Genomic DNA, 26500 nt, shown 5'->3' with positions numbered 1-26500 from the left:
CCAAGCCCGTCCGGCGTTTGAGGACGGCCCTTGGGTGTCACCGGGGTGTGGTGGGCCGCTTGCTTGGTGGCACGTGCTGTCTGTGGCCCTGAGCCTCGCCGTCGTGGTCGGGGGCCGTCCTCAATCGCCGGACGGGCTGGTTTTTGGCTGGTGTTGCCGTCCGGACGCAGCCTGCACGGGGGCGTGGCGAGCGTCTGGGGGAATCCTCGGCGCCGTGGTCCTCGAACCACGGCTCCTCGTAGGATCGGGGCATGCCCGCCGAGCAGCCGCCTCCCGGTGACGACCCCGTATCCCGATTGGCGCCACGCGCCTCCCACTCCGACCGCGAGGCCGTTGTGGAGCGCCTTCAGGAGGCCGCGGCGGAGGGCCGCCTCGACATGGCCGAGCTCGACGAGCGCGTGGAGCGGGCCCTGACGGCGAAGACCCACGCGGACCTGGCCCCGCTCACCGCGGACCTTCCGGTACCGGAGGTGCCCGCCCCGGCCGAGCCCCTGGTACTCAAAGGCGGCATGCAGGGCGTCTCCCGCACCGGGCGCTGGAACGTCCCCAGCCACATCACCGTCCGCGGCGGCATGGGCGGCGCCGCGCTCGACTTCACCCGGACCGAATGCCGCCTCTCCGATGTCGAGATCGACGTCAACGGCGAGATGGCCGGAGTCACCATCGTCATCCCCGACGAGTGGGCCGCCGACGTCACCGGGGCGGACCCGGGCATCGGCAACGTGAAGGACAGGACCACCCCGGAGCGTGCCCCGGGCACGCCGCTGATCCGCCTCACCGGTACGGGCGGCATGGCCGGTGTCACGATCCGCCACCCCAACCGGTGGGAACGCCGCAAGCTGCGCAAGAACCCGCCCCGCTGACCGGGGCCGACTGCACGTCGCTGACCGAGGCCAGTCGCACGGCGAGTACCGGGTCAGCCGCACCGCGAGGGCCGGGGCAACGCACGGCGAGGACCGGGTCAACCACCCGCGAGGACCGGGTCAACCGCCCGCCGCGGACAGCCGTTCCCGTTGCGGACCCACCGTGTACCTCGGGTCGTCCGCCGACGCGATGCCCGCCGCGAACACGCCGAAGCGCGTGCACGCCGACCCCGCCAGCAGGGCCAGCCCGCTCGCGACCGACGCCGTCCGGCTGCGGCGCGACAGCAGCGCCGCACCCGCCGCGCCCGCGGCCGTCAGAACCTGCGCCGCGCGCAGCAGCGTGCCCGCGCGGCCCGTGCGGAGGGTTTCCGCGACGGGTCCGAGGCGCCGTTCCACCGCGCGTTCCGCCGCCGCGTCCGCGGCCGCCGCCAGGACGGCGGCGCAGCGGGCCGGGGAGTTCTCCCGGGTGGGGCCCAGCGTCAGGGCCATTCCGGCGGCCGCGGCTGTCGCGGACGCCGCGAAGAGGTACGGGAGTTCGCGGTGCGCCCCGTGCCACGCCGGTACGGCGGTGTCCGCCGCCAGGACCGCCGTGTACGAGGCAAGTGCCGGGCCCAGTGCCGCCGCCCCCGCCGTCGCGGCGGCCCCCGTACGCGGCAGCCGCCCCGTCGTGGCGCACAGCGCGGCGGTGCCCGCCGCCGGACCGTACGTGGCCAGCAGCCACGATCCGACGCTCATCGGCGACGTCGGCTTCAGCACCCGCAGCATGTTCGCGAACCGGGACGGCTTCCCGAGGTCGTGGATCAGCGCGGCGGTGGACAGGGAGACGGCCCCCAGGGACGAGAGTTTCATCGCCTTCGCCGTCGTCGGACGACCCGTGGCGTGCGCGCCGGCGGCGAGGACGGAGCCCGCGCCGGCGAGGCCGCCGAGGAAGAAGTAGCCGGCGATGTCGCGGGCGGACCACGCCGGGGCCTTGATGACGGGCTTGCCGTAGTAGCTCTCGAAGTCCGGGCGCGGCACCATCGGTTCGTCGCCCTTGCGCCGCCCGCCGCGCCACCGGCCGTGCGAACCCGCGCGCCCGCCGCCCCGCTCGTACGTCTCGTGACCCGTCATCACCAACCTCCAGCCCGTGTACGCCCGTTCGGCCGCCCTGGCCGCCCTGGCCGCCCCGGCAGCAGGAACGACAGCGCGAGCCCGCCCGCCAGTGACAGCGCCGCCGCGCCCGCGTGCTTCCACATCGCCGGCAGGTCGCGGGTGGTGACGACGGGGTCCGGCGGCAGCCCGTACACCTCCGGCTCGTCCAGCAGCAGGAAGAACGCGCCGTCGCCGCCCACGCCGTCCTCCGGGTCGTGGCCGTACAGCCGTGCTTCGCCCACCCCGGCCTCGTGCAGCTGGTCGACGCGGAGCGCGGCGCGCTCGCGCAGTTCGTCCAGCGGTCCGAACTGGATGGACTCCGTAGGGCACGCCTTCGCGCAGGCGGGTTCCTGGCCCGCGCCGAGCCGGTCGTAGCAGAGGGTGCACTTGAACGCGCGGCCGTCGGAGGGGCGTTGCTCGATGACACCGTACGGGCATGCCGGTACGCAGTAGCCGCACCCGTTGCAGATGTCCTCCTGTACGACGACCGTTCCGAACTCCGTACGGAACAGCGAGCCCGTAGGGCACACGTCCAGACAGGCGGCGTGCGTGCAGTGCTTGCACACGTCGGAGGACATCAGCCAGCGCACGCCGCCGCTGCCGTCACCGGACGCGGACTCCGCAGGGCTCCCGTCGCCCGCGAGGGGCAGCTCCGTACGGCCGTCGGGCCCAGGGACCTCCGCAGGGAGCGCGGGCTTCGTCTGCTCGATGAACGCGACGTGCCGCCACGTGGAGGCGCCGAGTTCCTGCGTGTTGTCGTACGACATCCCGCTGAGCGACAGGCCGTCCTCCGGGAGGGCGTTCCACTCCTTGCACGCGACCTCGCACGCCTTGCATCCGATGCATACGGAGGTGTCGGTGAAGAAGCCCACGCGGGGCGGTGGTTCGCGGTGGCCCGCGTCGCCCGCGGGGTCGGGTTCGGGGCCGCTGAGCAGACCGTCAGTCATCGCCGGTGCCTCCGTACAGTGCCATCCGTGCCATCCGTGCCATCCGTGCCAGCCGAGTGCCGTCCGTGCCGTATGGGCGAAGGCCGCCCCGCTGAATTCGGTGCCTCATTCCGCCGTCCCCGTCGTCTCCGTGATGCCTGCGCGCTGCCGGTAGTCGGCCACCAGGTGGCGCAGGTCCGGGCCGCGCGGGCGGCGTCCGGGGCGGATGTCGGCGGTGAGCGCTTTGTCCTCCTGGATGTGGGCGTTGGGGTCGAGGGCGATGGCGACGAGCTCGTTCGCCGCGTCGCCGGTGACGACGCCGTTCGGGCCCCAGTGGAACGGCAGCCCGATCTGGTGCACCGTCCGCCCGTGTACGGTCAGCGGCGCGATGCGGTCGGTGACGATGACGCGTGCCTCCACCGCGTTCCGCGCCGTGATGACCGTGGCCCAGCCGGCGTGCCGCAGTCCGCGTTCGGCGGCGAGCGCCGGTGACACCTCGCAGAAGAACTCCGGCTGCAGCTCGCCCAGATACGGCGACCAGCGGCTCATGCCGCCCGCCGTGAAGTGCTCGGTGAGCCGGTGGGTGGTCACCACGTACGGGTAGACGCCGGCGCCCGGCTCGTCGCCGCTGGGGTGGTAGCGGTTGCCCTCGCGCGGGTGCAACTGCCGTACGGGGGAACGCGCCCGTGCCGGGTACAGCGCGTTGGGGAACGGCGAGTCCTGCGGCTCGTAGTGCGTGGGCAGCGGCCCGTCCACCAGCCCGGCGGGGGTGAACAGCCAGCCCTTGCCGTCCGCCTGCATGATGAACGGGTCGTCGCCGCGCAGCGCGTCCGGGCCGAACGCGTCGTCGGGCGGTACGTGGTCGGGTGCCCGGTCGGGGATGAAGTCCGGCACGTCCCAGCCGGTCCACCGCCCCCCGCCGGTGGCGCCCCCGCCGCCGTCACCCGCACCGCCCGCGCTGCCCGCACCACCGTCGCCGCCAACGTCGCTGTCAGCGGAGGCGTCCCACCACACGTACGCCTTCCGCTCGCTCCACGGCGTGCCGTCCGGTGCGGCCGACGCGCGGTTGTAGAGGATGCGCCGGTTCGCGGGCCACGCCCAAGCCCACTCGGCCGCGACCCAGTCCTGCTCGGTGTGCGGCTTGCGGCGCGCGGCCTGGTTGACGCCGTCCGCGTACACACCGCAGTAGATCCAGCAGCCGCAGCGCGTCGAACCGTCGTCCTTGAGCTGCGTGTACGACGACAGGGGCGCACCGTCCGGGCCGTGCCCGTTGATCTCGGCCAGTACGGCCGCCGCCACCGGTTCCCGCAGCGGGCCCTCCACCGGGTAGTCCCAGGTGAGGTCCCGTACGGGCCGGTCCATGGGGTCGTCGGAGTCCGCCAGCTTCGCCTTGATGCGCCGCCCCAGGTGGTACATGAACCACAGGTCGCTGCGCGCGTCCCCGCCCGGCTCGACTGCGGCGTGGTGCCACTGCACCCAGCGGTTGGTGTTCGTGAACGACCCGGACTTCTCCGTGTGCGAGGCCGCGGGGAAGAAGAACACCTCCGTCCCGATGTCCTCCGTACGGAGCTCGCCCGACTCGATCTCCGGCCCGTCCTGCCACCACGTCGCGGACTCGATGAGCGAGAAGTCGCGGACCACCAGCCAGTCCAGCTGCGCCATGCCGAGCCGCTGGAGGCGGGTGTTGGCGGAGCCCACCGCCGGGTTCTCGCCCATCAGGAAGTAGCCCTTGCACACGCCGTCGAGCTGCGCGAGGACCGTTTCGTACGTGCTGTGCGAGCCGGTCAGGCGGGGGAGGTGGTCGAAGCAGTAGTCGTTCGCGGCGGTGGCGGCGTCGCCGTAGTACGACTTCAGCAGGCTGACGAAGTACGCGCGCATGTCGCCCCAGAAGCCCTTGTCCGTACGGCTGCCCGCGACGAACCGGTCCAGGTCCTCGTGCGCGTGGGCGTGCGGCATCGGCAGATAGCCCGGCAGCAGGTTGAACAGCGTCGGGATGTCGCTGGAGCCCTGGATCGACGCGTGGCCGCGCAGCGCCTGGATGCCGCCGCCGGGGCGGCCGATGTTGCCCAGGAGGAGCTGCAGGACGCTTGCTGCACGGATGTACTGCGCGCCGACGGAGTGCTGCGTCCAGCCCACCGCGTACGCGAAGGAACTGGTGCGCTCCCGGCCCGAGTTCGCCGTCAGCGCGTCGCACACCTGCCGGAACGTGTCGCGGGGGACGCCGCAGATCCGCTCGACCGCCTCGGGGGTGTAGCGGGCGTAGTGCCGCCGGAGGATCTGGTAGACGCAGCGTGGGTGCTGCAGCGTCTCGTCGCGGTACGCGGCGGAGTCCGCCTGCGGGCCGCCGGAGCCGTGCGTCTCGGCGCCGCCGGAGGGCTTGACGCGGCGCCGGGTCTCGGTGTCGACGCGGCCACCGCCGTCTGTCCCTGCGACGTCCTCCGCCTCGCCCTGCTCCACGCGCCGCTCGTACTGCTCGTCGCGCGCCCCCGCCGACGCCTGCACGTGGTCCCCGGCGTACTGCCAGCTCGTCGGGTCGTAGTGGTGGCCCTCCTCGTCCAGGCCGGAGAAGACGCCGCCGAGGTCCTCAGTGTCCCGGAAGTCCTCGCTGACGAGGGTGGCGGCGTTGGTGTACGCGAGCACGTACTCCCGGAAGTCCTTCTCCTCCGTGAGCACGTGGTGGATGATCCCGCCGAGGAACGCGATGTCCGTACCCGCCCGTATCGGCACGTGCAGATCCGCGAGCGCACTCGTACGGGTGAACCTCGGGTCGACGTGGATGACGCGCGCGCCGCGCGCCTTGGCCTCCATCACCCACTGGAAGCCGACGGGGTGCGCCTCCGCGTAGTTGGAGCCCTGGATGACGATGCAGTCCGAGTGCTGCTGGTCCTGCATGAACGTCGTCGCGCCGCCGCGCCCGAACGACGTGCCGAGCCCGGCGACCGTGGAGCTGTGGCACACCCGCGCCTGGTTCTCGACCTGGATCACGCCGAGACCGGTAAGGAGCTTCTTGATGAGGTAGTTCTCCTCGTTGTCCAGCGTGGCGCCGCCGAGGCTCGCCATGCCGAGGGTGCGCGCCGTGCGCAGCCCGCCGCTCTCCCACTCCCACGTGCGGCGGCGCGTCTCGACGACGCGGTCGGCGACCATGTCCATCGCCGTCTCCAGGTCCAGCGGCTCCCAGTCCGTGCCGTACGGGCGCCGGTACAGCACCTGGTGGCGGCGCGCCGAGCCGGTGGTGAGCTGGAGCGTCGCCGAGCCCTTCGGGCACAGCCGGCCGCGGCTGACGGGGGAGTCGGGATCGCCCTCGATCTGCACGACCTCGTCATCCTTGACGTACACGCGCTGTCCGCAGCCCACGGCGCAGTACGGGCACACGGACCGCACCACGCGGTCCGCGGTGTCCGTACGGGGCCGCAGGCCCTCCGTGTACGCGGACGTGACGGCCGCCCCGCGGCCCAGTACGTCACCGCCCGTGAGCTGCCGGTACACCGGCCAGTCGCGCAGGACGCCGCGTATGCGGTCGTTCAGGCCGTCGCGCAGGCTGTTGCGCAGGCCGTCGCGTATGCCCACGGCTGGTCCTCCCGCCTCTCCCTGGGCAGCGCGCGGCTGCCGCTCGCTTGGCTCGCTCGGCTGGCCCGGTCCGTAGTCCCCCGGGAACGGCGTCTCATGCGTAACGGCATCCGTATGGCGTGATCCGTACGACGGCGTGATCCGTACGGCGTGCTCCGTACGGTGCGCGATCGCGATCCGTACGGTTGCCGCCCCGTACGGCGTGGATCTGCGGCAGGCTGGCCCCGCGACGGCAGCAGAGCGCACGCGGTGCCGTACGGACCCGTACAGACGTGAGCACACGAGGAGGCCCCATGCCCGACACTCCTACGGAGGCGCCCGCGGACATCGTCGTCACCGGCTGTACGGCACTGGTGCACGGCGCGGAGGGCGGCATCGGCTTTGCGGAGGACACCGCGGTCGTCGTACGCGACGGGGTCATCGACGCGGTCACCTCCGCGCGCGCGGTGGCGGATCTGCCCGCTGCCGAACGCATCGACGCGCGCGGACAGGTGGCGATGCCCGGCCTGATCAACTGCCATACCCACGCGCCGATGGTCGTCTTCCGCGGCATGGCGGAGGACCTGCCGATCGAGGAGTGGTTCAACGACCGGATCTGGCCCGTCGAGACCAACCTCACCGACCGCGATGTCGAACTCGGCGCCCTGCTGGCCTGCGCCGAGATGATCAGCGGCGGCGTCACGGCCTTCGCCGACCACTACTTCGCGATGGACCGCGTGGCCGCCGCCACCGTACGGAGCGGCCTGCGGGCCCATCTCGGCTGGGCGTACTTCTCCTCGCAGGGGCCCGAGGGCCGCGAACGCTCCCTGGACTTCGCCCTCCGCTGGCGGGACGGCGCCGACGGGCGGATCACCACCGCGCTGGCCCCGCACGCCCCGTACACGGTGGACGACGCCGACCTGACGGCCACCGCGGCGCTCGCCCGCGAACACGGCCTGCCGGTGCACCTGCACGCCGCCGAGAACCGGGCACAGACGGACAACAGCCTGGCCCGGCACGGCCGTACGCCCGTAGGGGTGCTCGAGCACTGCGGACTCCTGGACGCGGACGTGCTCCTCGCCCACGGCACGGGCATCACCGAGGACGACCTGCCCGTACTGGAGCGGGCGACGGGACGCGTCGCGGTGGCGACCGCGCCGCGCGGCTACCTCAAGTTCGCGTGGGACACCACGCCCCTGCGGTCACTGGCCTCCATCGGCGTCCCGGTGGGGCTGGCCACGGACGGCGCCGCGTCGAACAACTCCCTCGACGTGTGGGAGAGCATGGCGCTCACGTCGCTGGTGCAGAAGTCCGCGACGGGTGACCCGCGTTGGCTGACCGCCCGCCAGGCCCTCGACCACGCGACCACCCAGAGCGCGCGGGCGGTCGGCCTAGGCGACCGCGTCGGCGCGCTCGCGCCGGGCCGCCGCGCGGACCTGATCCTGGTGGACGTGACGGGCCCGCACGTGCAGCCCGTACACGACCTCGCGGCCGCCCTCGTCCACAGCGCGCGCTCCGCGGACGTCCGTACGACGATCGTGGACGGGCGCGTCCTGATGCGCGACCGGCAGCTGCTGACCCTCGACGTCCCGGAGATCCTCGCGGAACTCCGTACCCGCCTCCCGCACTTGCTCGACCGCGACCACGGCCGCCGTGTCCAGGACTACGACGGCTGAGCGCCCTCCTGCGCCCCCGGCCCCCGCCGTCCTGTCCGCCGGGGAGGGGTCCCGGGAGGTACGGGGTACGAAGGCGTCATGAAGCGTGCTGTGGGGCCGATGACGGCGGCCGCCGTGCTGGCGTTGGCGGGCTGTTCCGAGAGCGTCGGTGACTGCGACGACATGCCCGCGCCGACGCGTTCCGCGGGGAAGCAGCTGCCCGTACGGATCTCGCTGCCGTCTGATCCACCGAGCGCCGGGAGCGGCTTGGAAGTCGAGGCGGCCCTGCCTCCCGAGAAGGAACGCCCCGACCTCTTCGACCAGGTCATGCGCCAGCTGATGACGGACACGATCGACATGGCGGGAGTCATCGGCGACGTACGGCCCGGCGAGTGCGAGCAGGAGAAGAAGGGCAAGGGGGCGTACTACCGCTGCACCGTCTTCTACGAAGGGCTGAAGGCCGAGTGGAAGGTGCAGTTCTCCGACATCGACGCCTCCGGCGGTTGGTCCACGTCCCGCTACCGGGCGTGGCCGGCGAAGGGCGTGCTGACGGCCAAGACCGTCTACGCGGCGTACGGCTGGACCCGCAAGGACGAGAAGGAAGTGCCGCCGCGCTGCGACAAGATGCCCAAGGTCTTCCTCGCCGAGGCCGGCAAGGCCCTCCGCTACGAGTGCCAGAGCATCTCCTACCGCTGCCACAACGGCGACTGGCGCCTGCGGTGGGCGAACGATCCCATCTGGATCGACGACGACGGCCGCGTCGACTTCGGCGAACCGGACCCCGGCTTCGGCGAGCCCGACCCGGGCTTCGGCGACCCGGACTCCGGCTGATCCCGGCTGGACCTCACCCCATGTGATCCACGCCATACGCGGTTCCTGTCAGGAATCGGGGCGCTGTCCCGCTCAACCCACGAAGGGCAGAGCAGAGCGGACTGACGGGAGCATCACATGAAGCACCGCATCGTTGTCCTCGGCGCCGGCTATGCCGGGGCCTACGTGGCCGGGAACCTGGCCCGTCGGCTGTCCCGGTCGGACACCGAGATCACAGTGGTGAACGCCGTGCCGGACTTCGTCCAGCGGCTGCGCCTGAACCAGCTGGCGGCGGGCCGGGACATCGAGGCCCCGCAGCTCGCCGACGTCTTCGCGGGCACAGGGATCCGGCTGCGCGTGGCCCGGGTCACCGCCGTCGACCCCGAGCGCCGTCTCGTGGCCGTGGCCGACGCCTCCGGCGGCGGTGAACTCGGCTACGACACGCTCGTGTACGCGCTCGGCAGCCACGGCGACGTACACGCCGTCCCCGGCGTCGCCGAGCACGCCTTCGACGTCGCCGCGAGGCCCTCGGCGCTGCGTCTGCGCGAGCGCCTGGACGACCTGGAGGGGCTGGGCAACCCGGACATGCGAGGCGGAGGCGGCGGGAGCGTGGTGGTCGTCGGCGAGGGGCTGACGGGCATCGAGACCGCCACCGAGGTCGCCGAGGCACGGCCAGGCCTGTCGGTGGCGCTGGTCGCGCGCGGTGAGCTGGGCGCCCGGCTCTCCGCCGGAGCCCGCGACCACCTGCGCCGGGCGTGCGACCGGCTGGGCATCACCGTTCTGGAGCACGCCGGCGTCGAAGCCGTCGAAGCGACGCGGGTGCTGTGCGCCGACGGCACCGTCCTGGCGTCCGACGCGACCGTGTGGGCGGCGGGCTTCGCGGTCGACCCCATCGCCGCCGCCGGCGGCCTGGAGGTCACCGGGAACGGCCGGATCGTCGTCGACCGCACCATGCGGTCGGTCTCGCATCCGGACGTCTACGCCGTCGGCGACAGCGTCCACACCCTCGCCGACAACGGCCTGCCGCTGCCGATGTCCTGCGGATCGGCCGGGTACACCGGCCGGCAGGCCATCGAGGCGATCGTCGGACGACTGACCGGCCGCGAGATCGCGAACGTCAAGCTGGTCCACCTGTACAACGCCATCAGCCTCGGGCGAACGGACGGGATCTGGCAGTCGGTCGACGGCGAAGGGCAGGCGAAGCCGAAGCACATGGGCGGCCGGAAAGCCGCGCGGATCAAGGCGGCCATCGCGAAGGGGGCGCTGTGGGGCACCTCGCACCCCACCTTCGGCCTGCCCAGGCGCAGGCGCCGCCTGACCGCCACGCCGTACGCTTCCAAGGCTCCGTACGCGTCCGACGCGCCCGACACGTCCGCCGGAAAGAGCGGTCGTGCAGCCGCCTAGGGTGACCCGCATGGACAGCGCGGCCGCTGATCGTTTCGACACCAGCCGGTTCGAGGCCAGCCGGAACCGGCTGGCCTCACTGGCCTACCGGCTGCTGGGCTCCGCCGCCGACGCCGAGGACGCCGTACAGGACGCGTTCCTGCACTGGCAGTCCGCGGACCGGCAGCGGATCAAGGTGCCGGAAGCATGGCTGACCAAGGTCGTCACCAACCTGTGCCTCGACCGGCTCCGCTCGGCACAGGCCCGCCGCGAACGCACCGCAGGCGCCTGGCTGCCCGAACCGCTCCTCGAGGGCGACCCGATGCTCGGCCCGGCCGACACCGCCGAGCAGCGCGAATCGGTCTCTCTGGCCGTGCTGACGCTCATGGAGCGCCTGTCGCCCGTCGAACGGGCCGTCTACGTCCTGCGCGAGGCGTTCTCGTACGGCCACGCCGAGATCGCCGCGATCCTCGACACCACCGAGTCCGCGAGCCAGCAGCACCTTCACCGGGCCCGGCGCCGTATCAGCGACACGCGCCGCGGCGGCGGCGAGGCCGGCCGGGCGGCCGACCGGGCGTCCGCCCGCGGGATCGTCGAGGAGTTCTTCGCCGCCGCCTCCTCGGGCCGCACCGAGCGGCTGGTGGCGCTGCTCACCGACGACGCGACCGCGACCTCCGACGGCGCGGGCCTGACCAGGACGCTGCTGCGGTACGATACTCCGCAGCGCATCGCCGCGATCGCACAGGCCGGATTCAAGCCCGCGTCCGCGCAGCGCCGCTTCGCCGGAGAGACGCCGGCCGCCCATTACGCGCTCGTCAACGGTGCCCCCGCCATCCTGTTCGTGATCGGCGACGAGGTCATCGGCACCGTGACGTTCGACATCACCGGCGGCAGGATCGCAGCCGTGGTCGGCGTCGCCGCCCCGGCCCGCCTCGGCCGTATCACCGAGGCCTGGCGCCGGTACGACGAGCCGGACACGCCGCTCGTCCACCAGTGGTGAACCGGCAGTGGCGGCACCGTCATGTCCGCTCGCGGAAAAGGGCTGGAGGGACGGTGAGCGGGCGGGTAGCTTGCAGTCGACCGTGACACCGCCCGAGGAGGTGAGACCCATGAACGCTGTAGCGATGGGTGCTCCCCCTTCCCGTCACGGCCGGCGACTGACGTAGGTGTCGCCGGGAGCGCCTCGACCACAAGGCACTCCCGAAAGGCACGACCATGCGCGTCACTTCTGAACAGCGTCTCGAAGACGGCGTCCTCGAACGCGAATTCACCCTCGGCGAGATCCCCGGCGTCCTGTGGACGCCCGCGCGCGCCGCCTCCGCCGCGCCCGCTCCGCTGATCCTGATGGCCCACAACAACGGTCTGCCCAAGCGCGATCCCCGGCTGGTGGCACGGGCCCGGCGCACCGCGGTGTACGGCTACGCGGTGGCCACCATCGACGCCGCCGGGTGCGGTGACCGGGCCCGTTCCGCCGCGGAGGAGCAGGCCCGCGCCGACCTGCGCCGGGCGGTGCAGGCCGGTGAACCGGCCGACGAGATCTTCGAGTCCGTCGTCGGCCCGCTGGTCGAAAAGGCGGCCCCGGACTGGCGCACCACCCTGGACGCCCTCCTCGCGCTGCCCGAAGTCGGCGGCCCGGTCGGGTACTCGGGGTGGACCGCCCTCGGCATCCGGCTGGCGGTGACCGAGCCGCGCATCGCGGCCGCCTGCTTCTTCGCCGGGGGTTACGTGCCCCGCGCCCAGCGCGAGGAGGCCCGGCAGGTGACCGTTCCGCTGCTGCTCCTGCTGCAGTGGGACGACGAAGGGAACCCGCGGCAGCGGGCCCTGGACCTGTTCGACGCCTTCGGCACCAGGGAGAAGACATTGCACGCCAACCTGGGCGGGCACACCGGCACCCCGCCGTTCGAGCTGGACGACAAGGCGCGGTTCTACGACCGGCACCTGGGCCGGGCGGCCACCTCGGCGGCCTGACGGTCAGCGGCAGCGGCGCCCGTACTGCCCGTAGGGCGCCGCTGCGTTCACGCCGTCACGACGCACGCCGTCACGACGCACGCCAGCGCGACGCACGCCGCTCGCGACGCACGCCGTCACGACGGCATACGGGCTCACTGACCGGATGAGCCGGCCTGCAGCTGCTTGACCAGCTTCAGCACAAGAGGACGGGAAATCTCCTGCAGATCCCATTTCCCGTCCCGGACGGCCTGGTTGCTGATCCAGAACACCATCAGGTCACCGTTCACGGCGTGCACGTTCACGCCGTACGACCAGTCGTTGCCGCCGGAGTGGGTCGCGAGGTTCCGGTCGGGCATGATGCCCCACCCGTAGCCGCTGGCGTAGCCGTCGTAGCCCGGCAGACCCATGGGGGCGTGGGCTTTGAACATCAGGGCCCGCGCCTCGCGGTCCAGGAGTGTGCCATCGGCCAGAGCGCGGTGGAAGCGGTACATGTCGCGAGCGGTGGACAGCAGACCGCCGTTGCCGCGCAGGTTCCAGTACGGTCCGTCGGCGGCCCACCGCTGGTCCAGCGGCCGCCCCTGGGAGACGCCCCGTTCGTCGTACTCCACCGCGATCTGCTTCCTGTCCCAGCGTGGCAGGACGTAGCCGGTGTGCTTCATGCCGGCGGGAGCGAAGATCTGCTTCGCCAGGAAGCGCTCGTAGTCCGTGCCGGAGACCTTCTCGACGATGGCGGCCAGCAGGCTGAAGCCCAGGTTGGAGTACGCGAACTCCGTGCCGGGCGGGGCGACCAGCCTGGACTTGGCGGCCCCCTCGATCATCTCCTGGCGGGAGACGGGGGCGTAGTCGTCTCCCAGCGCCTCCGGCAGCCCGGAGGTGTGGGTGAGCAGCTGGTGAATCGTGATGTCGCGCTTGTCCGCGGGGACGGGTCCGACGAACTTGCTGATCCTGTCGCTGACCCGCAGCTCGCCCGCCATGTGCAGCTTCATGATCGCCACGGCCGTGAACGACTTGGTGATCGACATGATGTCGTACACCGTGTCGCAGCTCGCGGGGATGCGTTGGGCCCGGTCGGCCATCCCGTAACCGGCGCAGTGCGTGACCTCGCCGCCGCGGGCGGCGACCACCGTGCCGCTCCCGCCGCGGGGGAGGGCCTTGTCGAGGATCGCCTGGATCGAGTCGTCCGTGAGATCAGACGTGGGTGAGGGAGAACCCGGGCCCGCCGAACGGGCGGCTTCGGGGGCGCCGCTGCTGCTGCCGCAGGCGGCCAGTGCCAGGGCGGAAACGAGTGCGAACGCGACGGGAGCACGGAATGCGGACAGCCTCATGAATAGTCCTCGAGTAGCTGCCGACAACGGGCCCGCGAGTTCGCCACGGGACGTCCATGAGGCCGACGTGCCGATAGTACAACGGCCGTACAACGACCGTACGGCGCGCCTGTCGGTGATCCGTAGGCGATGTGTCGGGAGCCGCTGGGACCGTGGGCGTCGAGTTGCCCTCCAGGACAGCCGCAGCCGCCTCAACGGCAAGGGAGACCGCCGCCATGTCGTCCACGCCCTCCGCCCGTCCCTGGGATGTCCACCGGCTGCCGCGTGCCGACGGCCGAGTCTTCCTGGTCACCGGCGGCAACGCCGGCATCGGGTACTTCGTCGCGGAGCAGCTGTCCGCAACCGGAGCCACTGTCGTACTGGACAGCCGGAATCCCGCGAAGGCCGAAGTCGCCGCGGCCTCGATCCGCTCGCGCGTTCCTGCCGCGCGGGTGCGGACCGTACGGCTGGACCTCGCCGATCTCTCGTCGCTCGCAACGGCGGTGGAATCGCTGGACGCGGAACGCCTCGACGCGGTGGTCCACAACGCCGGCGTCGCACTCGACGACCCGCCGCGCGAGGTGACCGGGGACGGTCACGAGCTCATGTTCGGCACGAACCACCTCGGGCACTTCGCGCTGACCCACTGGCTGATGCCGCTGCTGTCGGCCGCACCGGCGGCCCGCGTCGTGACCACGGGCAGCTTCGCGGCGAAGTCCGAACGGCTCGACCTCGACGACCTCCAGTCCCGTGAGGACTACCGGCCCAAGCGCACCTACGGGCGCTCCAAGCTGGCGCAGATGTACTTCGGCCTCGAACTCGACCGCCGCCTGCGCGCCGTCGACAGCACGGTGGCAAGCGTCGTGGCCCATCCCGGCGTCGCGCTGGACTCCCTGACCCCGTCACGGCCGCCGGTCCATGCGCGGACCGCCGGTGCGCGGCTCCTCGGGGCACCGGCCGCGCTGTTCCTCCAGGGCAAGCACGCCGGCGCGTGGCCCGCGGTCCGGGCGGTGCTCGACCCGGCCGTGCGCGGTGGGGAGTTGTGGGGACCGCGCGTCTTCAGCCTGCGCGGCAAACCCCGACGTGTGAACCGGTGTGGAACCACCTCGCCGACACCACCACCGCGGCGCGGTTGTGGGACGCCAGCCACACCCTGACCGGCGTCGCCCCCGCAACCGGCGTTGACCCCACCACCAGCCCCGGATGCCCCGTTATCTTCTTCGCGGTCCTGCAAGAGGACCGCTGGCCTCCGGGCCCGGTATGACTGTTGCCCCCTGTCGAAGGCATGACCTGGGGGGTGGTCCTACGTTGTTGATGGGTCGGATGGGCTGTCGTACGGTCCGGAGGATCCAGTGGCCCTGGGTATGGCTTGGGGGTGGTTGCCTTGTGATGGCTCCCTGTGACACCTGGCCGCCCGGGGCTTCATACCGCCACCGCCCGCCCCCAGACACTACCGCTACGCCTTCGTCGGCATCGTCAGCTGTGTCTAAGGGCCAGCCCCACCCCGAGCCCACCGCGGTGCCGCCACGGCCCGGCGCGACCCGCCGCGTCCCGTACGGCCCGCGCTTACGGGTGCGTCATCCGCAGCACGTCCAGCGCCTCGTCCAGCTGCTCCAGCGTGAGGTCGCCGCGTTCCACGTGCCCTGCGTCGAGCACGGCCTCGCGGATCGTCTTCCGCTCGGCGAGCGCCTTCTTGGCGACGGCGGCGGCGTTCTCGTACCCGATGTACTTGTTGAGCGGCGTCACCACCGACGGCGACGATTCCGCGTACTCCCGCGCGCGCTCCCGGTCCGCCGTGACGCCGTCCACGGTGCGGTCGGCGAGCAGCCGCGCCGCGTTCGCGAGCAGCCGTACGGACTCGAGCAGGTTCTTCGCCATCACCGGCAGCATCACGTTGAGCTCGAAGTTGCCCGCGGCGCCGGCCGCCGCCACCGTCGCGTCGTTCCCGGTGACCTGGGCCGCGACCATCAGCACCGCCTCCGGGACGACCGGGTTCACCTTCCCCGGCATGATCGACGAGCCGGGCTGCAGGTCGGGCAGCGCGATCTCGGCGAGCCCCGTACGGGGGCCGGAGGCCATCCAGCGCAGGTCGTTGCAGATCTTGGTCAGGCCGACGGCGACCGTACGGAGCTGCCCCGAGGTCTCCACCAGCGCGTCCCGCGCGCCCTGCGCCTCGAAGTGGTCGCGGGCCTCGGTCAGCGGCAGCCCGGTCGTACGGGCGGTCTCCGCGATGACCGCGGCCGCGAAGCCCGGCGGCGTGTTGATGCCCGTGCCCACCGCCGTACCGCCCAGCGGCAGCTCCGCGAGCCGCGGCAGCGCCGACCGCAGCCGCTCCACGCCGTACCGCACCTGCGCCGCGTAGCCCCCGAACTCCTGGCCCAGCGTCACGGGCGTGGCGTCCATCAGATGCGTACGGCCCGACTTCACGACGTCCGCGAACTCCTCGGACTTCCGCCCGAGCGCCGCCGCCAGGTGGTCCAGGGCCGGGATCAGATCCCCGGTGACGGCGGCCGTGGCGGCGATGTGGATCGAGGAGGGGAACACGTCGTTGGACGACTGGCTGGCGTTGACGTGGTCGTTGGGGTGCACGGGGGCGCCGAGGCGCTCGGTGGCGAGGGTGGCGACGACCTCGTTCATGTTCATGTTGGAAGAGGTGCCGGAGCCCGTCTGGAACACGTCGACGGGGAAGTGCGCGTCCCAGCGCCCCTCGGCGACCTCCTCGGCCGCCTCCCGTACGGCCGCGGCCCGCTCCCCGTCCAGCACGCCCAGCTCGGCGTTGACGACGGCCGCGGCGGCCTTGATCCGGGCCAGCGCCTCGATGTGCGCGCGCTCCAGGCGCTGCCCGCTGACCGGGAAGTTCTCCACGGCGCGCTGCGTCTGCGCCCGCCACTTCGCGTGCGCGGGCACGCGCACCTCGCCCATGGAATCGTGCTCCGTACGGAACTCGGCGCCGTCCTCCGCGGGGAGCCCGGTGTGTCCAGCGTGTTCGGTCATGGACCCGAATCTACTGCTTGTACCGTCCCGGGCCGACCGGGATGGAGGTCACGAACGGCTGCGCCGGACCGGGGTCGGTGAAGAAGTCGTTCCCCTTGTCGTCCACGACCACGAACGCCGGGAAGTCCTCCACCTCGATCCGCCAGACCGCCTCCATGCCCAGCTCCGCGTACTCCAGGACCTCCACCTTCTTGATGCAGTCCTGCGCCAGCCGCGCCGCCGGGCCGCCGATGGAGCCGAGGTAGAAGCCGCCGTGCGTCCGGCAGGCGTCGGTGACCTGCTTGCTGCGGTTGCCCTTGGCGAGCATCACGTACGAGCCGCCCGCCGCCTGGAACTGCTCCACGTACGCGTCCATGCGGCCCGCCGTGGTCGGCCCGAACGAGCCGGACGCGTAGCCCTCCGGGGTCTTGGCGGGGCCCGCGTAGTAGACGGCGTGGTCGCGGAGGTACGCGGGCATCTCCTCGCCCGCGTCCAGCCGCTCCTTGATCTTCGCGTGTGCGATGTCGCGGGCGACGACCAGCGGCCCGGTCAGCGACAGCCGGGTCTTGACGGGGTGCCTCGACAGCTCCGCACGGATCTCGGCCATGGGGCGCGTGAGGTCGATCCGTACGACGTTCTCCGCCGCCGCCAACTCCTCCTCCGTGGTCTCCGGCAGGAAGCGCGCGGGGTCGGTCTCCAGCTGCTCCAGGAACACGCCCTCCGGCGTGATCTTCGCCAGCGCCTGCCGGTCCGCCGAGCAGGACACGGCGATCGCGACGGGGCACGACGCGCCGTGCCGGGGGAGCCGTACGACGCGCACGTCGTGGCAGAAGTACTTGCCGCCGAACTGCGCCCCGATGCCGATCCGCTGGGTCAGCTCGAACACCTGCTGCTCCAGCTCCCGGTCCCGGAAGCCGTGTCCGGCGGGGGAGCCCTCGCCGGGGAGCTCGTCGAGGTAGTGGGCGGAGGCGTACTTCGCGGTCTTCAGCGCGTACTCGGCGCTCGTGCCGCCCACCACCACCGCCAGGTGGTACGGCGGGCAGGCGGCGGTGCCCAGCGAACGGATCTTCTCCTCCAGGAACTTCATCATCGACGCCTCGTTCAGCACCGCCTTCGTCTCCTGGTAGAGGAAGGACTTGTTCGCGCTGCCGCCGCCCTTCGCCATGAACAGGAACTTGTACGCGTCGCCGTCCGTCGCGTACAGCTCGATCTGGGCGGGCAGGTTGGTGCCGGTGTTCTTCTCGTCCCACATGGTCAGCGGCGCCATCTGGGAGTAGCGCAGGTTGAGCTTCGTGTACGCGTCGTGGATGCCGTGCGAGAGCGCCGCCTCGTCGCCGCCCCCGGTCAGGACCTGCTGGCCGCGCTTGCCCATCACGATGGCCGTGCCGGTGTCCTGGCACATGGGGAGGACGCCGGCGGCGGCGATGTTCGCGTTCTTCAGCAGATCGAGTGCCACGAACCGGTCGTTGGGGCTGGCCTCGGGATCGTCCAGGATGCGGCGCAGCTGGCTCAGATGGGCCGGCCGCAGATAGTGGGAGATGTCGTGCATCGCCTCGGCGGCCAGCGTGCGCAGCGCCTCCGGCTCGACGGACAGGAACGTACGCCCGTCGGCCTCGAAGGTGCGCACGCCCTCGGCCGTGACCAGCCGGTACGGCGTGCTGTCCGGGCCCAGCGGCAGCAGGTCCGTGTAGGCGAACTCCGGGTACGGAGGACGGGAGTCGGCGGAGCTTGCGGAGCCGGCGGAACGGGCGGGACTGGCGGCCATCGGACATCTTCCTCTCGGCAGTGAGCGCGTCCCAGCGTAGAACGCCCGCCGAGTGCGGTCCGCTCCGGGGTAGTCGCGATCTATCGCGTTTGGGTAGGCTGGTGACGTGACTGACTCCCCGCTCGACAAGAGCCCCGGAAGTGACGCCGGGCCGAGCCCGGCGACGAGCCTCGAGAAGCCCGGGAAGGGCGAGAAGGGCGACGGTGAGGCCGCGCCTGCCGCGCCCGCGGCTTCCACCGCGTCCGCGCCCGCCGCGCCCTCTGCGTCCTCTGGGTCCGCCGCGTCCTCTGGGTCTGCGCGCGCTGCGGGCTCCGAGGTGCGCGCCTCGGACGCCGACCGGGACCGCGTTGCGGACATCCTCCGGGAGGCACTCGCGGAGGGCCGGCTCGACACGGACGAGCACTCCGAGCGGATCGACGCGGTCTACGCCGCGAAGACCATGGGCGAGTTGGAGCCGCTGGTCCGCGATCTGCCGCAGGAGCGCCCGGCGGACGACCGGGCGGCGACGGTGGACGAGGGTTCGCACTCCGGGTACGGCGCGAGCGACAACGCCGTGGCGATCTTCAGCGGGGCCACCCGCAGGGGGCGTTGGCGGATCGGCCGCAAGACCAACGCGTTCGCCTGCTTCGGCGGCGTCGAAATCGACCTCACCGAGGCGATATTCGAGCAGCGGCACATTGTGATCAACGCCACTGCCATCTTCGGCGGCATCGAGATCCGGGTCCCGGAGAACGTGACGCTCCGGGGCAAAGGCACCGGGATCTTCGGGGGGTTCGACGTGAAGTCGTACGATTCGCCCGATCCCGACGCCCCTGTCGTTCTCGTGCAGGGCGCGGCGATCTTCGGCGGCGTCGACGCGCGGCCCAAGCGGGGGAAGTTCCTCCGCGATCTGCGCAAGCGCCGCTGAACGGTCCCGCGCCGTACGGACGTTGACGCTCCGGCCCGCAGTCGTACGCCGTACGGGGGTGCGGATCAAGACACTTCGCGCGGCCGGCCGACCCCCTGCCACCGTATGAGTAAGCCTGCGCACAGCGGGTATTGCTCCGGCATCGTCTCTCGTACGGCGGCAGTGTGATCTGCACGATCTGCGTGACCTGCCGTGCGCAGCAAGACGGGTGAAGGTGAATCAATCGACAGATCGACCCGCCGTAGCCGTCTCGTCAGGAGTAGACCGTGCTGCAACCGCCGCATCAGTCACTGCAGGCCGCCACCGTCCCCGCCCAGCGCGCGCCCGCGCGTGGCGATCAGGCCGGCCCCTGGCACTCGGAGGCGGTCTGCCGCCGCGACGAGGCGGGGTTGTTCTTCGCCCCGTCCAAGGAGCCGACTGCGGCGAGACTGTCCCGTGAGCAGGCGGCCAAGCGCGTCTGCGCCGGCTGCCCGGTGCTGGGCGAATGCCGTGAGCACGCGCTGGTGCAGCCCGAGCCGTACGGCGTGTGGGGCGGTCTCACCGCCGCCGAGCGCCGCGTCGTCCTCGCCCGCCGCCGACGGGCCGCCGCAGCGGCGGAGGGCTCGCAAATACGCCGCATCGCCTGAGGCTCTGCGGGCTGAGGCCGTATCGAGGCACTTCGGCCCTGAGTCACAGCGTCTCGGGGCCGCCCGCGTTGGCGGTGATGCGGCGCAGCACCCTGACCGCGGCGGCGTACTCCTCGTCGGTAACCCCCTCGTGGAGTACGGCGCGGATGCCCTCGGTGCGCCCGGCGACGCGCGCACGTCCGGCGTGCCCCTCGCCGGTGAGCGTGAGCCTGCCGTCCGGGCCGGCGGCGACCCAGCCGCGCCCGAGCAGGTCGTCGAGCACCGCCGGATAGGTGGAGACGTCGCCGATCTGCGGCGTCATGTAGCGGCTCAGCTGATCCGTGACCTCCTCGCGGGTCAGCCCGCCCTCGTTTCTGAGCAGGGCGTTGAGCGTCATCCAGTGCCGCTGTGTCACGCCGGCCTTGGCGTGCTCCGCGTTGATGTAGCGGATGACGGCCTCGTGTGCGGCCCCGGTCCAGTAGCCCACCGGGTGCTGGGCGAGCTCTGCGTCGGTATGGTCCATCATGGCGTCCCTCCCTGGCGTTCGATCTGACGCAAACGCTAGGAGTTGAAGCGCAGTTGAAGTCAATGCCCTCCTGTGGTCACGCGCCCGCGTACGCCGCGAGGTGCTCGCCGGTGAGGGTGGAGCGGTCGGCGACGAGGTCGGCGGGCGTGCCCTCGAACACGACCCGGCCGCCGTCGTGGCCCGCGCCCGGCCCGAGGTCGATGATCCAGTCGGCGTGCGCCATGACGGCCTGGTGGTGCTCGACGACGATGACCGACTTGCCCGCGTCGACCAGCCGGTCCAGCAGGCCGAGCAGCTGCTCGACGTCCGCGAGGTGCAGGCCCGTGGTCGGCTCGTCCAGTACGTAGACCAGGCGATCGCCGCCCTTCTCGGACATGTGCGTCGCAAGCTTCAGCCGCTGCCGCTCGCCGCCGGACAGCGTCGTGAGCGGCTGGCCGAGCCGCAGGTAGCCCAGCCCGACGTCGGCGAGTTGCCCGAGGACGCGGTGCGCGGCCGGCGTACGTGCCTCTCCGGCGCCGAAGAACTCCTCGGCCTCGCCCACCGACATCGCCAGCACCTCGCTGATGTCGCGGCCGCCGAGGTGGAGGTCGAGCACCGCCGCCTGGTAGCGCTTCCCTTCGCACTCCTCGCAGGTGGTGGTGACCCCGGCCATCATTCCGAGGTCGGTGTAGACGACGCCGGCGCCGTTGCAGTCGGGGCAGGCACCCTCGGAGTTGGCGCTGAACAGAGCCGGCTTCACGCCGTTGGCCTTCGCGAACGCCTTGCGGATCGGGTCGAGCAGTCCGGTGTACGTCGCCGGGTTGCTCCGCCGGGAGCCGCGGATCGCGGTCTGGTCGACCGCCACCACGTCCGCGCCGGCCGGGACCGAGCCGTGGATCAGCGACGACTTGCCGGAGCCGGCGACGCCGGTGACGACGGTGAGGACCCCGAGCGGGATGTCGACGTCGACGCCCCGCAGGTTGTGCGCCGACGCCCCGCGGATCTCCAGCGCCCCGGTGGGCTTCCGTACCGACTCCTTGAGCGGTGCCCGGTCGTCCAGATGGCGGCCGGTGACCGTGCCGCCCGCCCGCAGCCCCTCGACGGTGCCCTCGAAGCTGACCGTGCCGCCCTCCGTACCGGCGCCGGGGCCGAGGTCCACGACGTGGTCCGCGATCGCGATCGTCTCCGGCTCATGCTCCACGACCAGCACCGTGTTGCCCTTGTCGCGCAGCCGCAGCAGCAGGTCGTTCATGCGCTGGATGTCGTGCGGGTGCAGGCCCGTGGTGGGCTCGTCGAAGACGTACGTGACGTCGGTGAGCGAGGAGCCGAGGTGGCGGACCATCTTGGTGCGCTGCGCCTCGCCGCCCGACAGCGTGCCCGTCGAGCGGTCCAGCGAGAGATAGCCCAGCCCGATCTCGACGAACGAGTCGAGGGTGTGCCGCAGCGTCGTCAGCAGCGGCGCGACCGACTTCTCGTCGACCCCGCGCACCCACTCGGCCAGATCGCTGATCTGCATCGCGCAGGCGTCCGCGATGCTGATGCCCTTGATCTTCGACGAACGGGCCGCCTCGCTGAGCCGCGTGCCGTCGCACCCGGGACACGTGGTGAACGTGACCGCCCGCTCCACGAACGCGCGGATGTGCGGCTGCATCGCCTCCTTGTCCTTGGCCAGAAACGACTTCTGGATCTTGGGGATGAGGCCCTCGTAGGTGAGGTTGACGCCGTCGACCTTCACCTTGACCGGCTCGTGGTACAGGAAGTCCTGCATCTCCTTCTTGGTGTACTTGCGGATGGGCTTGTCCGGGTCGACGAAACCCGACTCGGCGTAGACCCGTACCGTCCAGAAGCTGTCCGACTTCCAGCCCGGGATCGTGAACGCGCCCTCGGACAGCGACTTGGAGTCGTCGTAGAGCTGGGTCAGATCGATGTCGGACACCGCGCCCCGGCCCTCGCAGCGCGGGCACATGCCGCCGGTGCGGTTGAAGGTCTGCTTCACCGTCTTGCGGTCGCCGCGCTCGACCGTGATCGCGCCGCTCGCCCGTACCGACGGCACGTTGAACGCGAACGCGCCGGGCGACCCGATGTGCGGGTCCCCGAGCCGGCTGAAGAGGATGCGCAGCAGCGCGTTGGCGTCGGTGACGGTGCCGACGGTGGAGCGCGGGTTGGCGCCCATCCGCTCCTGGTCGACGATGATCGCCGTCGTCAGCCCCTCGAGCACGTCGACCTCGGGCCGCGCCAGCGTGGGCATGAAACCCTGGACGAACGCGCTGTACGTCTCGTTGATCATCCGCTGCGACTCCGCGGCGATCGTGCCGAACACCAGCGAGCTCTTGCCCGAGCCGGACACGCCCGTGAACACCGTCAGCCGGCGTTTCGGGATCTCGACGCTGACGTCCCTGAGGTTGTTCACGCGCGCCCCGTGCACGCGGATCATGCCGTGGCTGTCGGCGAGGTGGGGCGCGGTGGACCGTGCGCCGGTTCTGGTGGCCTGGCTCATCGTGTCTCCATCTGTGCGGCGGGCTGTACGGCGGGCCGAACCCGTTCGGCGGTGCGAGCGCGGGTGCGCCGGGGCCGGCTCCCAGCTCCGTTGTCCGTGCCCGCCACGCTATGCGCGCCCCGCGGCGGCCCGCTTCTCGAATCCTGACCGGTCCGTGCTCCCGCCGGCCGCACCGCAGTGCTGTGCCACCGTGCCGTGCCGGTGAGCCGGGCCACCAGCAGGGCACGGGTGCGTACCCGGTCGTGTACGGGGGCTTCTCTCCTGTCGTACCGTTCGACGTCGGCGGACACGGGCAGCCGGAGGTCTACGCTGGTCCGGCTGCCTCGTACGCAACCTCGCGGTCGCCGTGACAGGCCGAAAACTCACGGCGATCGCCTGTCAACCGAATCGGATCCCCCGGCAACTCTTGAACAGACCGTGGGGCCGCCGGCCCGCGGCACCCCCCTCGAGGAGGACCCCGCTCCACCGTCCCCGCCGCCTGTCCGCCAGGTGCACACCCCGTGCAGGGCAGCGGCTCCATCCCCAGAACCCAGAGGGCATCTCGTATGAATGCACTTCCGCTGCTGTTGATCGGCCTTGCGATATTCGCGGGTGGGTATGTCCTTTACGCGAAGTTCCTGGGCAACCGGATCTACAAGCTTGACGCGTCCTTCCAGACGCCCGCGCACGAGCTGCAGGACGGCGTGGACTACGTCCCGACCAACAAGTTCGTGCTGTGGGGTCACCACTTCACCTCGGTCGCGGGCGCGGCGCCCATCGTCGGCCCCGCGGTCGCCGTGATCTGGGGCTGGCTGCCCGCGTTCCTGTGGGTCACCCTCGGCACGGTCTTCTTCGCGGGCATGCACGACCTGGGCTCCCTGTGGGCCTCGGCGCGCAACAAGGGCCGCTCGATGGGCACGCTGTCCGGCCGCTACATCGGCAGCCGGGGCGCGACCCTCTTCCTCGTCGTGATCTTCCTGCTGCTGCTGATGGTGGTCGCGGCCTTCGCGGTGGTCATCAAGGACCTGCTGATCTCCACCCCCTCGGCGGTGATCCCCGCCTGGGGCGCGGTCGCGGTGGCGCTGCTGGTCGGCCAGGCGGTGTACCGCTACCGGATGAACCTCGGCCTGGTCACCGTGGTCGGCGTCGTGGCGCTCTACGGCCTGATCCTCCTCGGCGACGCCGTACCGGTGGAGCTGTCCGACCCGATCCTGGGCATGTCCCCGGCGACCTTCTGGATCGTCGCCCTCTTCGTCTACGCCGGCGTGGCCTCCCTGCTGCCCGTATGGGTGCTGCTCCAGCCGCGCGACTACATCAACGGCGTCCAGCTCTTCGTCGGGCTCGGCATCCTGTTCACCGCGGTGCTGCTGAGCGCTCCCTCGGTCGTCGCCCCGGCCGTCAACGACGCCGTGCCCGCGGGCACCCCGGACCTCGTACCGCTGCTCTTCGTCACCATCGCGTGCGGCGCGATCTCCGGCTTTCACGGCATGGTCTCCTCGGGCACCAGCTCGAAGCAGCTGGACAAGGAGACCGACGCACGCTTCGTCGGCTACTTCGGCGCGGTGGGCGAGGGCATGCTCGCGCTCGGCGCGATCATCGCCGCCACCGCGGGCTACCGCAGCCTGGCCGACTGGAAGGAGGTCTACGCGGCCTTCGGCGAGGGCGGCGTCGGGGCGTTCGTCGCGGGCGGCGGCGAGATCGTCCACAGCGGCCTCGGCCTCCCGGCCTCGTTGAGCTCGACGGTCCTGGCCACCATGGCGATCCTGTTCGCCGCCACCACCATGGACACCGGCGTGCGCCTGCTGCGCTTCGTCGTCCAGGAGGCGGGCGAGATCGCGAAGTTGAAGATCAACAACCTCGTCGGCACCTTCATCGCGCTCGCCGCCGGCATGGGACTCACCTTCAGCCAGGGCGCCGAGGGCTCCGGCGGCCTCCGTATCTGGCCGCTGTTCGGCACCAGCAACCAGCTGCTGGCCTCCCTGACCCTGTCCATCGTCGCGGTCATGCTGATCCGCAAGCGGCGCAACCCCCTGCCCGCGCTGGTGCCGCTCGTGGTCGTGTTCGTGATGTCGTTCTGGGCCGCGATCGATCAGCTCGGCGACTTCTACGACGCCCGGGATTGGCTGCTGCTGACCATCGACATCGTCATCATCGTCGCCGCCGTGTGGGTCGCCGTCGAGGCGGTCGTCGCGATGCGGCGGGCGTCCCAGGAGCCGCCGGAGGCCCCTGACGCCGATGTGACGGAGAAGGCCGGGGTCCCCGGGTGACATCTCGCTGGGCCTCGTTCCGGGCCGGGCTGGAGGAGTTCTACGCCGGTCCCTACCGGCGTACCTTCGCCCGCGCCCGGCGCGAGGAGGACGACCTCTTCCGGATGGTCGTCCTCGCGGAGGCACTCGGCGTACCGGATCCGGCGGCGTACTACACCGCCGAGCTGATGCCGGCCCTCTACGAGGACTTCCACGCCTGGCACCGCCGTATGGGCATGGACCGTTCGCCACTGGAGCACGTCGGGTGCTGCTAGACCTCACCACCTCGCGCAGGGTCGTCTTCGTCGGCGGCAAGGGCGGCGTCGGCAAGACGTCCATCGCGGCGGCGCTCGCCCTCGGCCGTGCCAGGGCGGGCGCCCGCGTGTTGCTGGTCTCCACCGATCCCGCCCACAACCTCGGCCACCTCTGGGGCCGTTCCGTGGGCGACGAGCCCACGCGCCTCGCCGGCCCCGGGGACCTCGCCCCCCGGGCGGGGGCCGGGACGGCGGGCTACGTGGACGGGCTGGAGATCGATCCGGAGCGCACGGTCGAGCAGCACCTGACCGCGGTCGCCGGGACGATGCGGCGCATGCTCCCCGAGCGGATGCACGCACCGGCCGCCCGGCACCTCGAACTGGCCCGGCAGGCGCCCGGCACCCACGAGTCGGCGGTGCTGGAACGGATCGCCGACGCGGTGGAGCTCGGGGAGGAGTCGTACGACCTGGTCGTCTTCGACACCGCCCCGTCCGGCCATACGCTGCGGCTGTTCGCGCTGCCCGACCAGCTCGCCTCCTGGACGGAGACGCTGCTCGCCAACCGCGACCGGTCCGAGCGGTTCGGCGCCGCGGTACGCGGTCTCGGCGGCGGCGAGGAGACCGACCGCGACGCCGAACTCCGCCGAATCCTCGTACGCCGGCGCAACCGCTTCTCCCGGCTGCGCGAGGTGGTGACGGACCCGGAGGGGACCGGGTTCGTGGTCGTGCTGACCGCCGAACGGCTCCCGGTCGCCGAGACCCTGGAGGTGTACGAGAAGCTCACCGGCCTCGGTATCGACGTGACCGCGCTCGTCGCCAACCGCCGTTCCCCGGCGGACGCCGGCGAGCTGCTCGCCGGGCGCCGCAGGCAGGAGGACGAGCACCTCGTCCGGCTGCGGCAGCGGGTCCCGGACGTACCGCTGCTCGAAGTGCCGCTGCTCCCCGGGGACCTGGCGGGCACGGAGGCCCTCACCGCGCTGGCCGACCGACTGGGCTCGCGCTCCCCCTGAACCCCGCTTCTGCCGCGGGAGCCCACCACGCCGGGCACCTGGCGCACCCCACTTATACGTGTCCGTGTCCATGCAAGAATCGCTGCGGTGATCGCACGGTGTCGGGGGGGTCGTGTTGTCAGGTGTCGCGCCGCGCACCCGTTGTCCTGCCGAGGAAGGGCCACCGTGCACCGGGCGGAGGGCAGCACAAC

At 71.9% G+C, this 26500-nt stretch carries 19 protein-coding genes and 1 pseudogene; 12 read left to right on the top strand and 8 right to left on the bottom strand.

What is annotated here, in order from left to right; all coding sequences use genetic code 11:
* Window positions 1-251: 251 nt before the first annotated feature.
* Window positions 252-863: a DUF1707 SHOCT-like domain-containing protein gene (locus tag DVA86_RS16135; protein WP_208879163.1), complete on the top strand. Its 612-nt coding sequence runs from the start codon at window positions 252-254 to the stop codon at window positions 861-863.
* A gap of 120 nt (window positions 864-983) precedes the next feature.
* Here the strand turns inward: DVA86_RS16135 and nrfD are convergent, their stop codons facing one another.
* The 3 genes from nrfD to fdh form a co-directional block, all read right to left on the bottom strand.
* Complete coding sequence (nrfD, locus tag DVA86_RS16130; RefSeq protein WP_245996646.1) at window positions 984-1973, bottom strand: NrfD/PsrC family molybdoenzyme membrane anchor subunit; 990 nt, start codon at window positions 1971-1973, stop codon at window positions 984-986.
* Window positions 1973-2941, bottom strand: a complete 969-nt coding sequence (locus DVA86_RS16125; protein WP_208879162.1) for a 4Fe-4S dicluster domain-containing protein — start codon at window positions 2939-2941, stop codon at window positions 1973-1975. The genes nrfD and DVA86_RS16125 overlap by 1 nt, the downstream gene beginning before the upstream one ends.
* A gap of 105 nt (window positions 2942-3046) precedes the next feature.
* Complete coding sequence (gene fdh, locus DVA86_RS16120) at window positions 3047-6433, bottom strand: formate dehydrogenase (protein ID WP_222623424.1); 3387 nt, start codon at window positions 6431-6433, stop codon at window positions 3047-3049.
* Window positions 6434-6780: 347 nt separating this feature from the next.
* Between fdh and DVA86_RS16115 the strand changes: the two genes are divergently transcribed.
* The 5 genes from DVA86_RS16115 (at window position 6781) to DVA86_RS16095 (ending at window position 12282) form a co-directional block, all read left to right on the top strand.
* On the top strand, window positions 6781-8142 hold the full coding sequence (locus DVA86_RS16115) for an amidohydrolase (RefSeq protein ID WP_208879160.1): 1362 nt from the start codon (window positions 6781-6783) through the stop codon (window positions 8140-8142).
* 78 nt (window positions 8143-8220) lie between these two features.
* Window positions 8221-8952 (top strand): hypothetical protein, encoded by a 732-nt coding sequence (locus DVA86_RS16110; protein ID WP_208879158.1) that lies wholly within the window; start codon window positions 8221-8223, stop codon window positions 8950-8952.
* 117 nt (window positions 8953-9069) lie between these two features.
* Window positions 9070-10335 carry an NAD(P)/FAD-dependent oxidoreductase gene (locus tag DVA86_RS16105; RefSeq protein WP_208879156.1) on the top strand — a complete coding sequence of 422 codons (1266 nt, stop codon included), beginning with the start codon at window positions 9070-9072 and terminating at the stop codon, window positions 10333-10335.
* 10 nt (window positions 10336-10345) lie between these two features.
* On the top strand, window positions 10346-11314 hold the full coding sequence (locus tag DVA86_RS16100) for a sigma-70 family RNA polymerase sigma factor (RefSeq protein ID WP_208879154.1): 969 nt from the start codon (window positions 10346-10348) through the stop codon (window positions 11312-11314).
* 215 nt (window positions 11315-11529) lie between these two features.
* Window positions 11530-12282 (top strand): dienelactone hydrolase family protein, encoded by a 753-nt coding sequence (locus DVA86_RS16095; protein ID WP_208879153.1) that lies wholly within the window; start codon window positions 11530-11532, stop codon window positions 12280-12282.
* Window positions 12283-12416: 134 nt separating this feature from the next.
* Here the strand turns inward: DVA86_RS16095 and DVA86_RS16090 are convergent, their stop codons facing one another.
* Window positions 12417-13589: a serine hydrolase domain-containing protein gene (locus tag DVA86_RS16090; protein ID WP_208879151.1), complete on the bottom strand. Its 1173-nt coding sequence runs from the start codon at window positions 13587-13589 to the stop codon at window positions 12417-12419.
* A 215-nt stretch (window positions 13590-13804) separates the two neighbouring features.
* On the opposite strand from DVA86_RS16090, the pseudogene DVA86_RS16085 reads away from it, so the two are divergent.
* Window positions 13805-14832: pseudogene (locus DVA86_RS16085) on the top strand (SDR family NAD(P)-dependent oxidoreductase).
* A gap of 302 nt (window positions 14833-15134) precedes the next feature.
* Here DVA86_RS16085 and DVA86_RS16080 read toward each other — a convergent pair.
* Complete coding sequence (locus DVA86_RS16080) at window positions 15135-16562, bottom strand: class II fumarate hydratase (protein ID WP_208879149.1); 1428 nt, start codon at window positions 16560-16562, stop codon at window positions 15135-15137.
* A 10-nt stretch (window positions 16563-16572) separates the two neighbouring features.
* A complete protein-coding gene (locus DVA86_RS16075) occupies window positions 16573-18306 on the bottom strand; it encodes a fumarate hydratase (RefSeq protein WP_245996639.1) in 1734 nt (577 codons plus the stop codon).
* A gap of 106 nt (window positions 18307-18412) precedes the next feature.
* Between DVA86_RS16075 and DVA86_RS16070 the strand changes: the two genes are divergently transcribed.
* Window positions 18413-19213: a DUF1707 SHOCT-like domain-containing protein gene (locus DVA86_RS16070; protein WP_208879147.1), complete on the top strand. Its 801-nt coding sequence runs from the start codon at window positions 18413-18415 to the stop codon at window positions 19211-19213.
* 266 nt (window positions 19214-19479) lie between these two features.
* Window positions 19480-19839, top strand: a complete 360-nt coding sequence (locus DVA86_RS16065) for a WhiB family transcriptional regulator (RefSeq protein WP_208879146.1) — start codon at window positions 19480-19482, stop codon at window positions 19837-19839.
* Window positions 19840-19882: 43 nt separating this feature from the next.
* On the opposite strand, the gene DVA86_RS16060 is transcribed toward DVA86_RS16065, so the two are convergent.
* Window positions 19883-20344: a MarR family winged helix-turn-helix transcriptional regulator gene (locus DVA86_RS16060; RefSeq protein ID WP_208879145.1), complete on the bottom strand. Its 462-nt coding sequence runs from the start codon at window positions 20342-20344 to the stop codon at window positions 19883-19885.
* Window positions 20345-20420: 76 nt separating this feature from the next.
* Window positions 20421-22820: an excinuclease ABC subunit UvrA gene (locus DVA86_RS16055; RefSeq protein WP_208879143.1), complete on the bottom strand. Its 2400-nt coding sequence runs from the start codon at window positions 22818-22820 to the stop codon at window positions 20421-20423.
* Between the two features lie 545 nt (window positions 22821-23365).
* Between DVA86_RS16055 and DVA86_RS16050 the strand changes: the two genes are divergently transcribed.
* The 3 genes from DVA86_RS16050 to DVA86_RS16040 are packed head-to-tail and all read left to right on the top strand — an operon-like array spanning window position 23366 to window position 26309.
* Window positions 23366-25066 (top strand): carbon starvation CstA family protein, encoded by a 1701-nt coding sequence (locus DVA86_RS16050; RefSeq protein WP_208879141.1) that lies wholly within the window; start codon window positions 23366-23368, stop codon window positions 25064-25066.
* Window positions 25063-25320, top strand: coding sequence for a cory-CC-star protein (locus tag DVA86_RS16045; RefSeq protein WP_132046568.1), 258 nt, complete (start codon window positions 25063-25065; stop codon window positions 25318-25320). The genes DVA86_RS16050 and DVA86_RS16045 overlap by 4 nt, the downstream gene beginning before the upstream one ends.
* Window positions 25311-26309 (top strand): ArsA family ATPase, encoded by a 999-nt coding sequence (locus tag DVA86_RS16040; RefSeq protein WP_208879140.1) that lies wholly within the window; start codon window positions 25311-25313, stop codon window positions 26307-26309. Before DVA86_RS16045 ends, DVA86_RS16040 begins: the two co-directional genes overlap by 10 nt.
* The last annotated feature ends 191 nt before the right edge of the window (window positions 26310-26500 follow it).

It is taken from the genome of Streptomyces armeniacus, from assembly GCF_003355155.1.
Classification (GTDB): Bacteria; Actinomycetota; Actinomycetes; order Streptomycetales; family Streptomycetaceae; genus Streptomyces; species Streptomyces armeniacus.
Note: the sequence above shows the minus strand (reverse complement) of the source record. Positions and strands in the feature narration are given on the sequence as shown.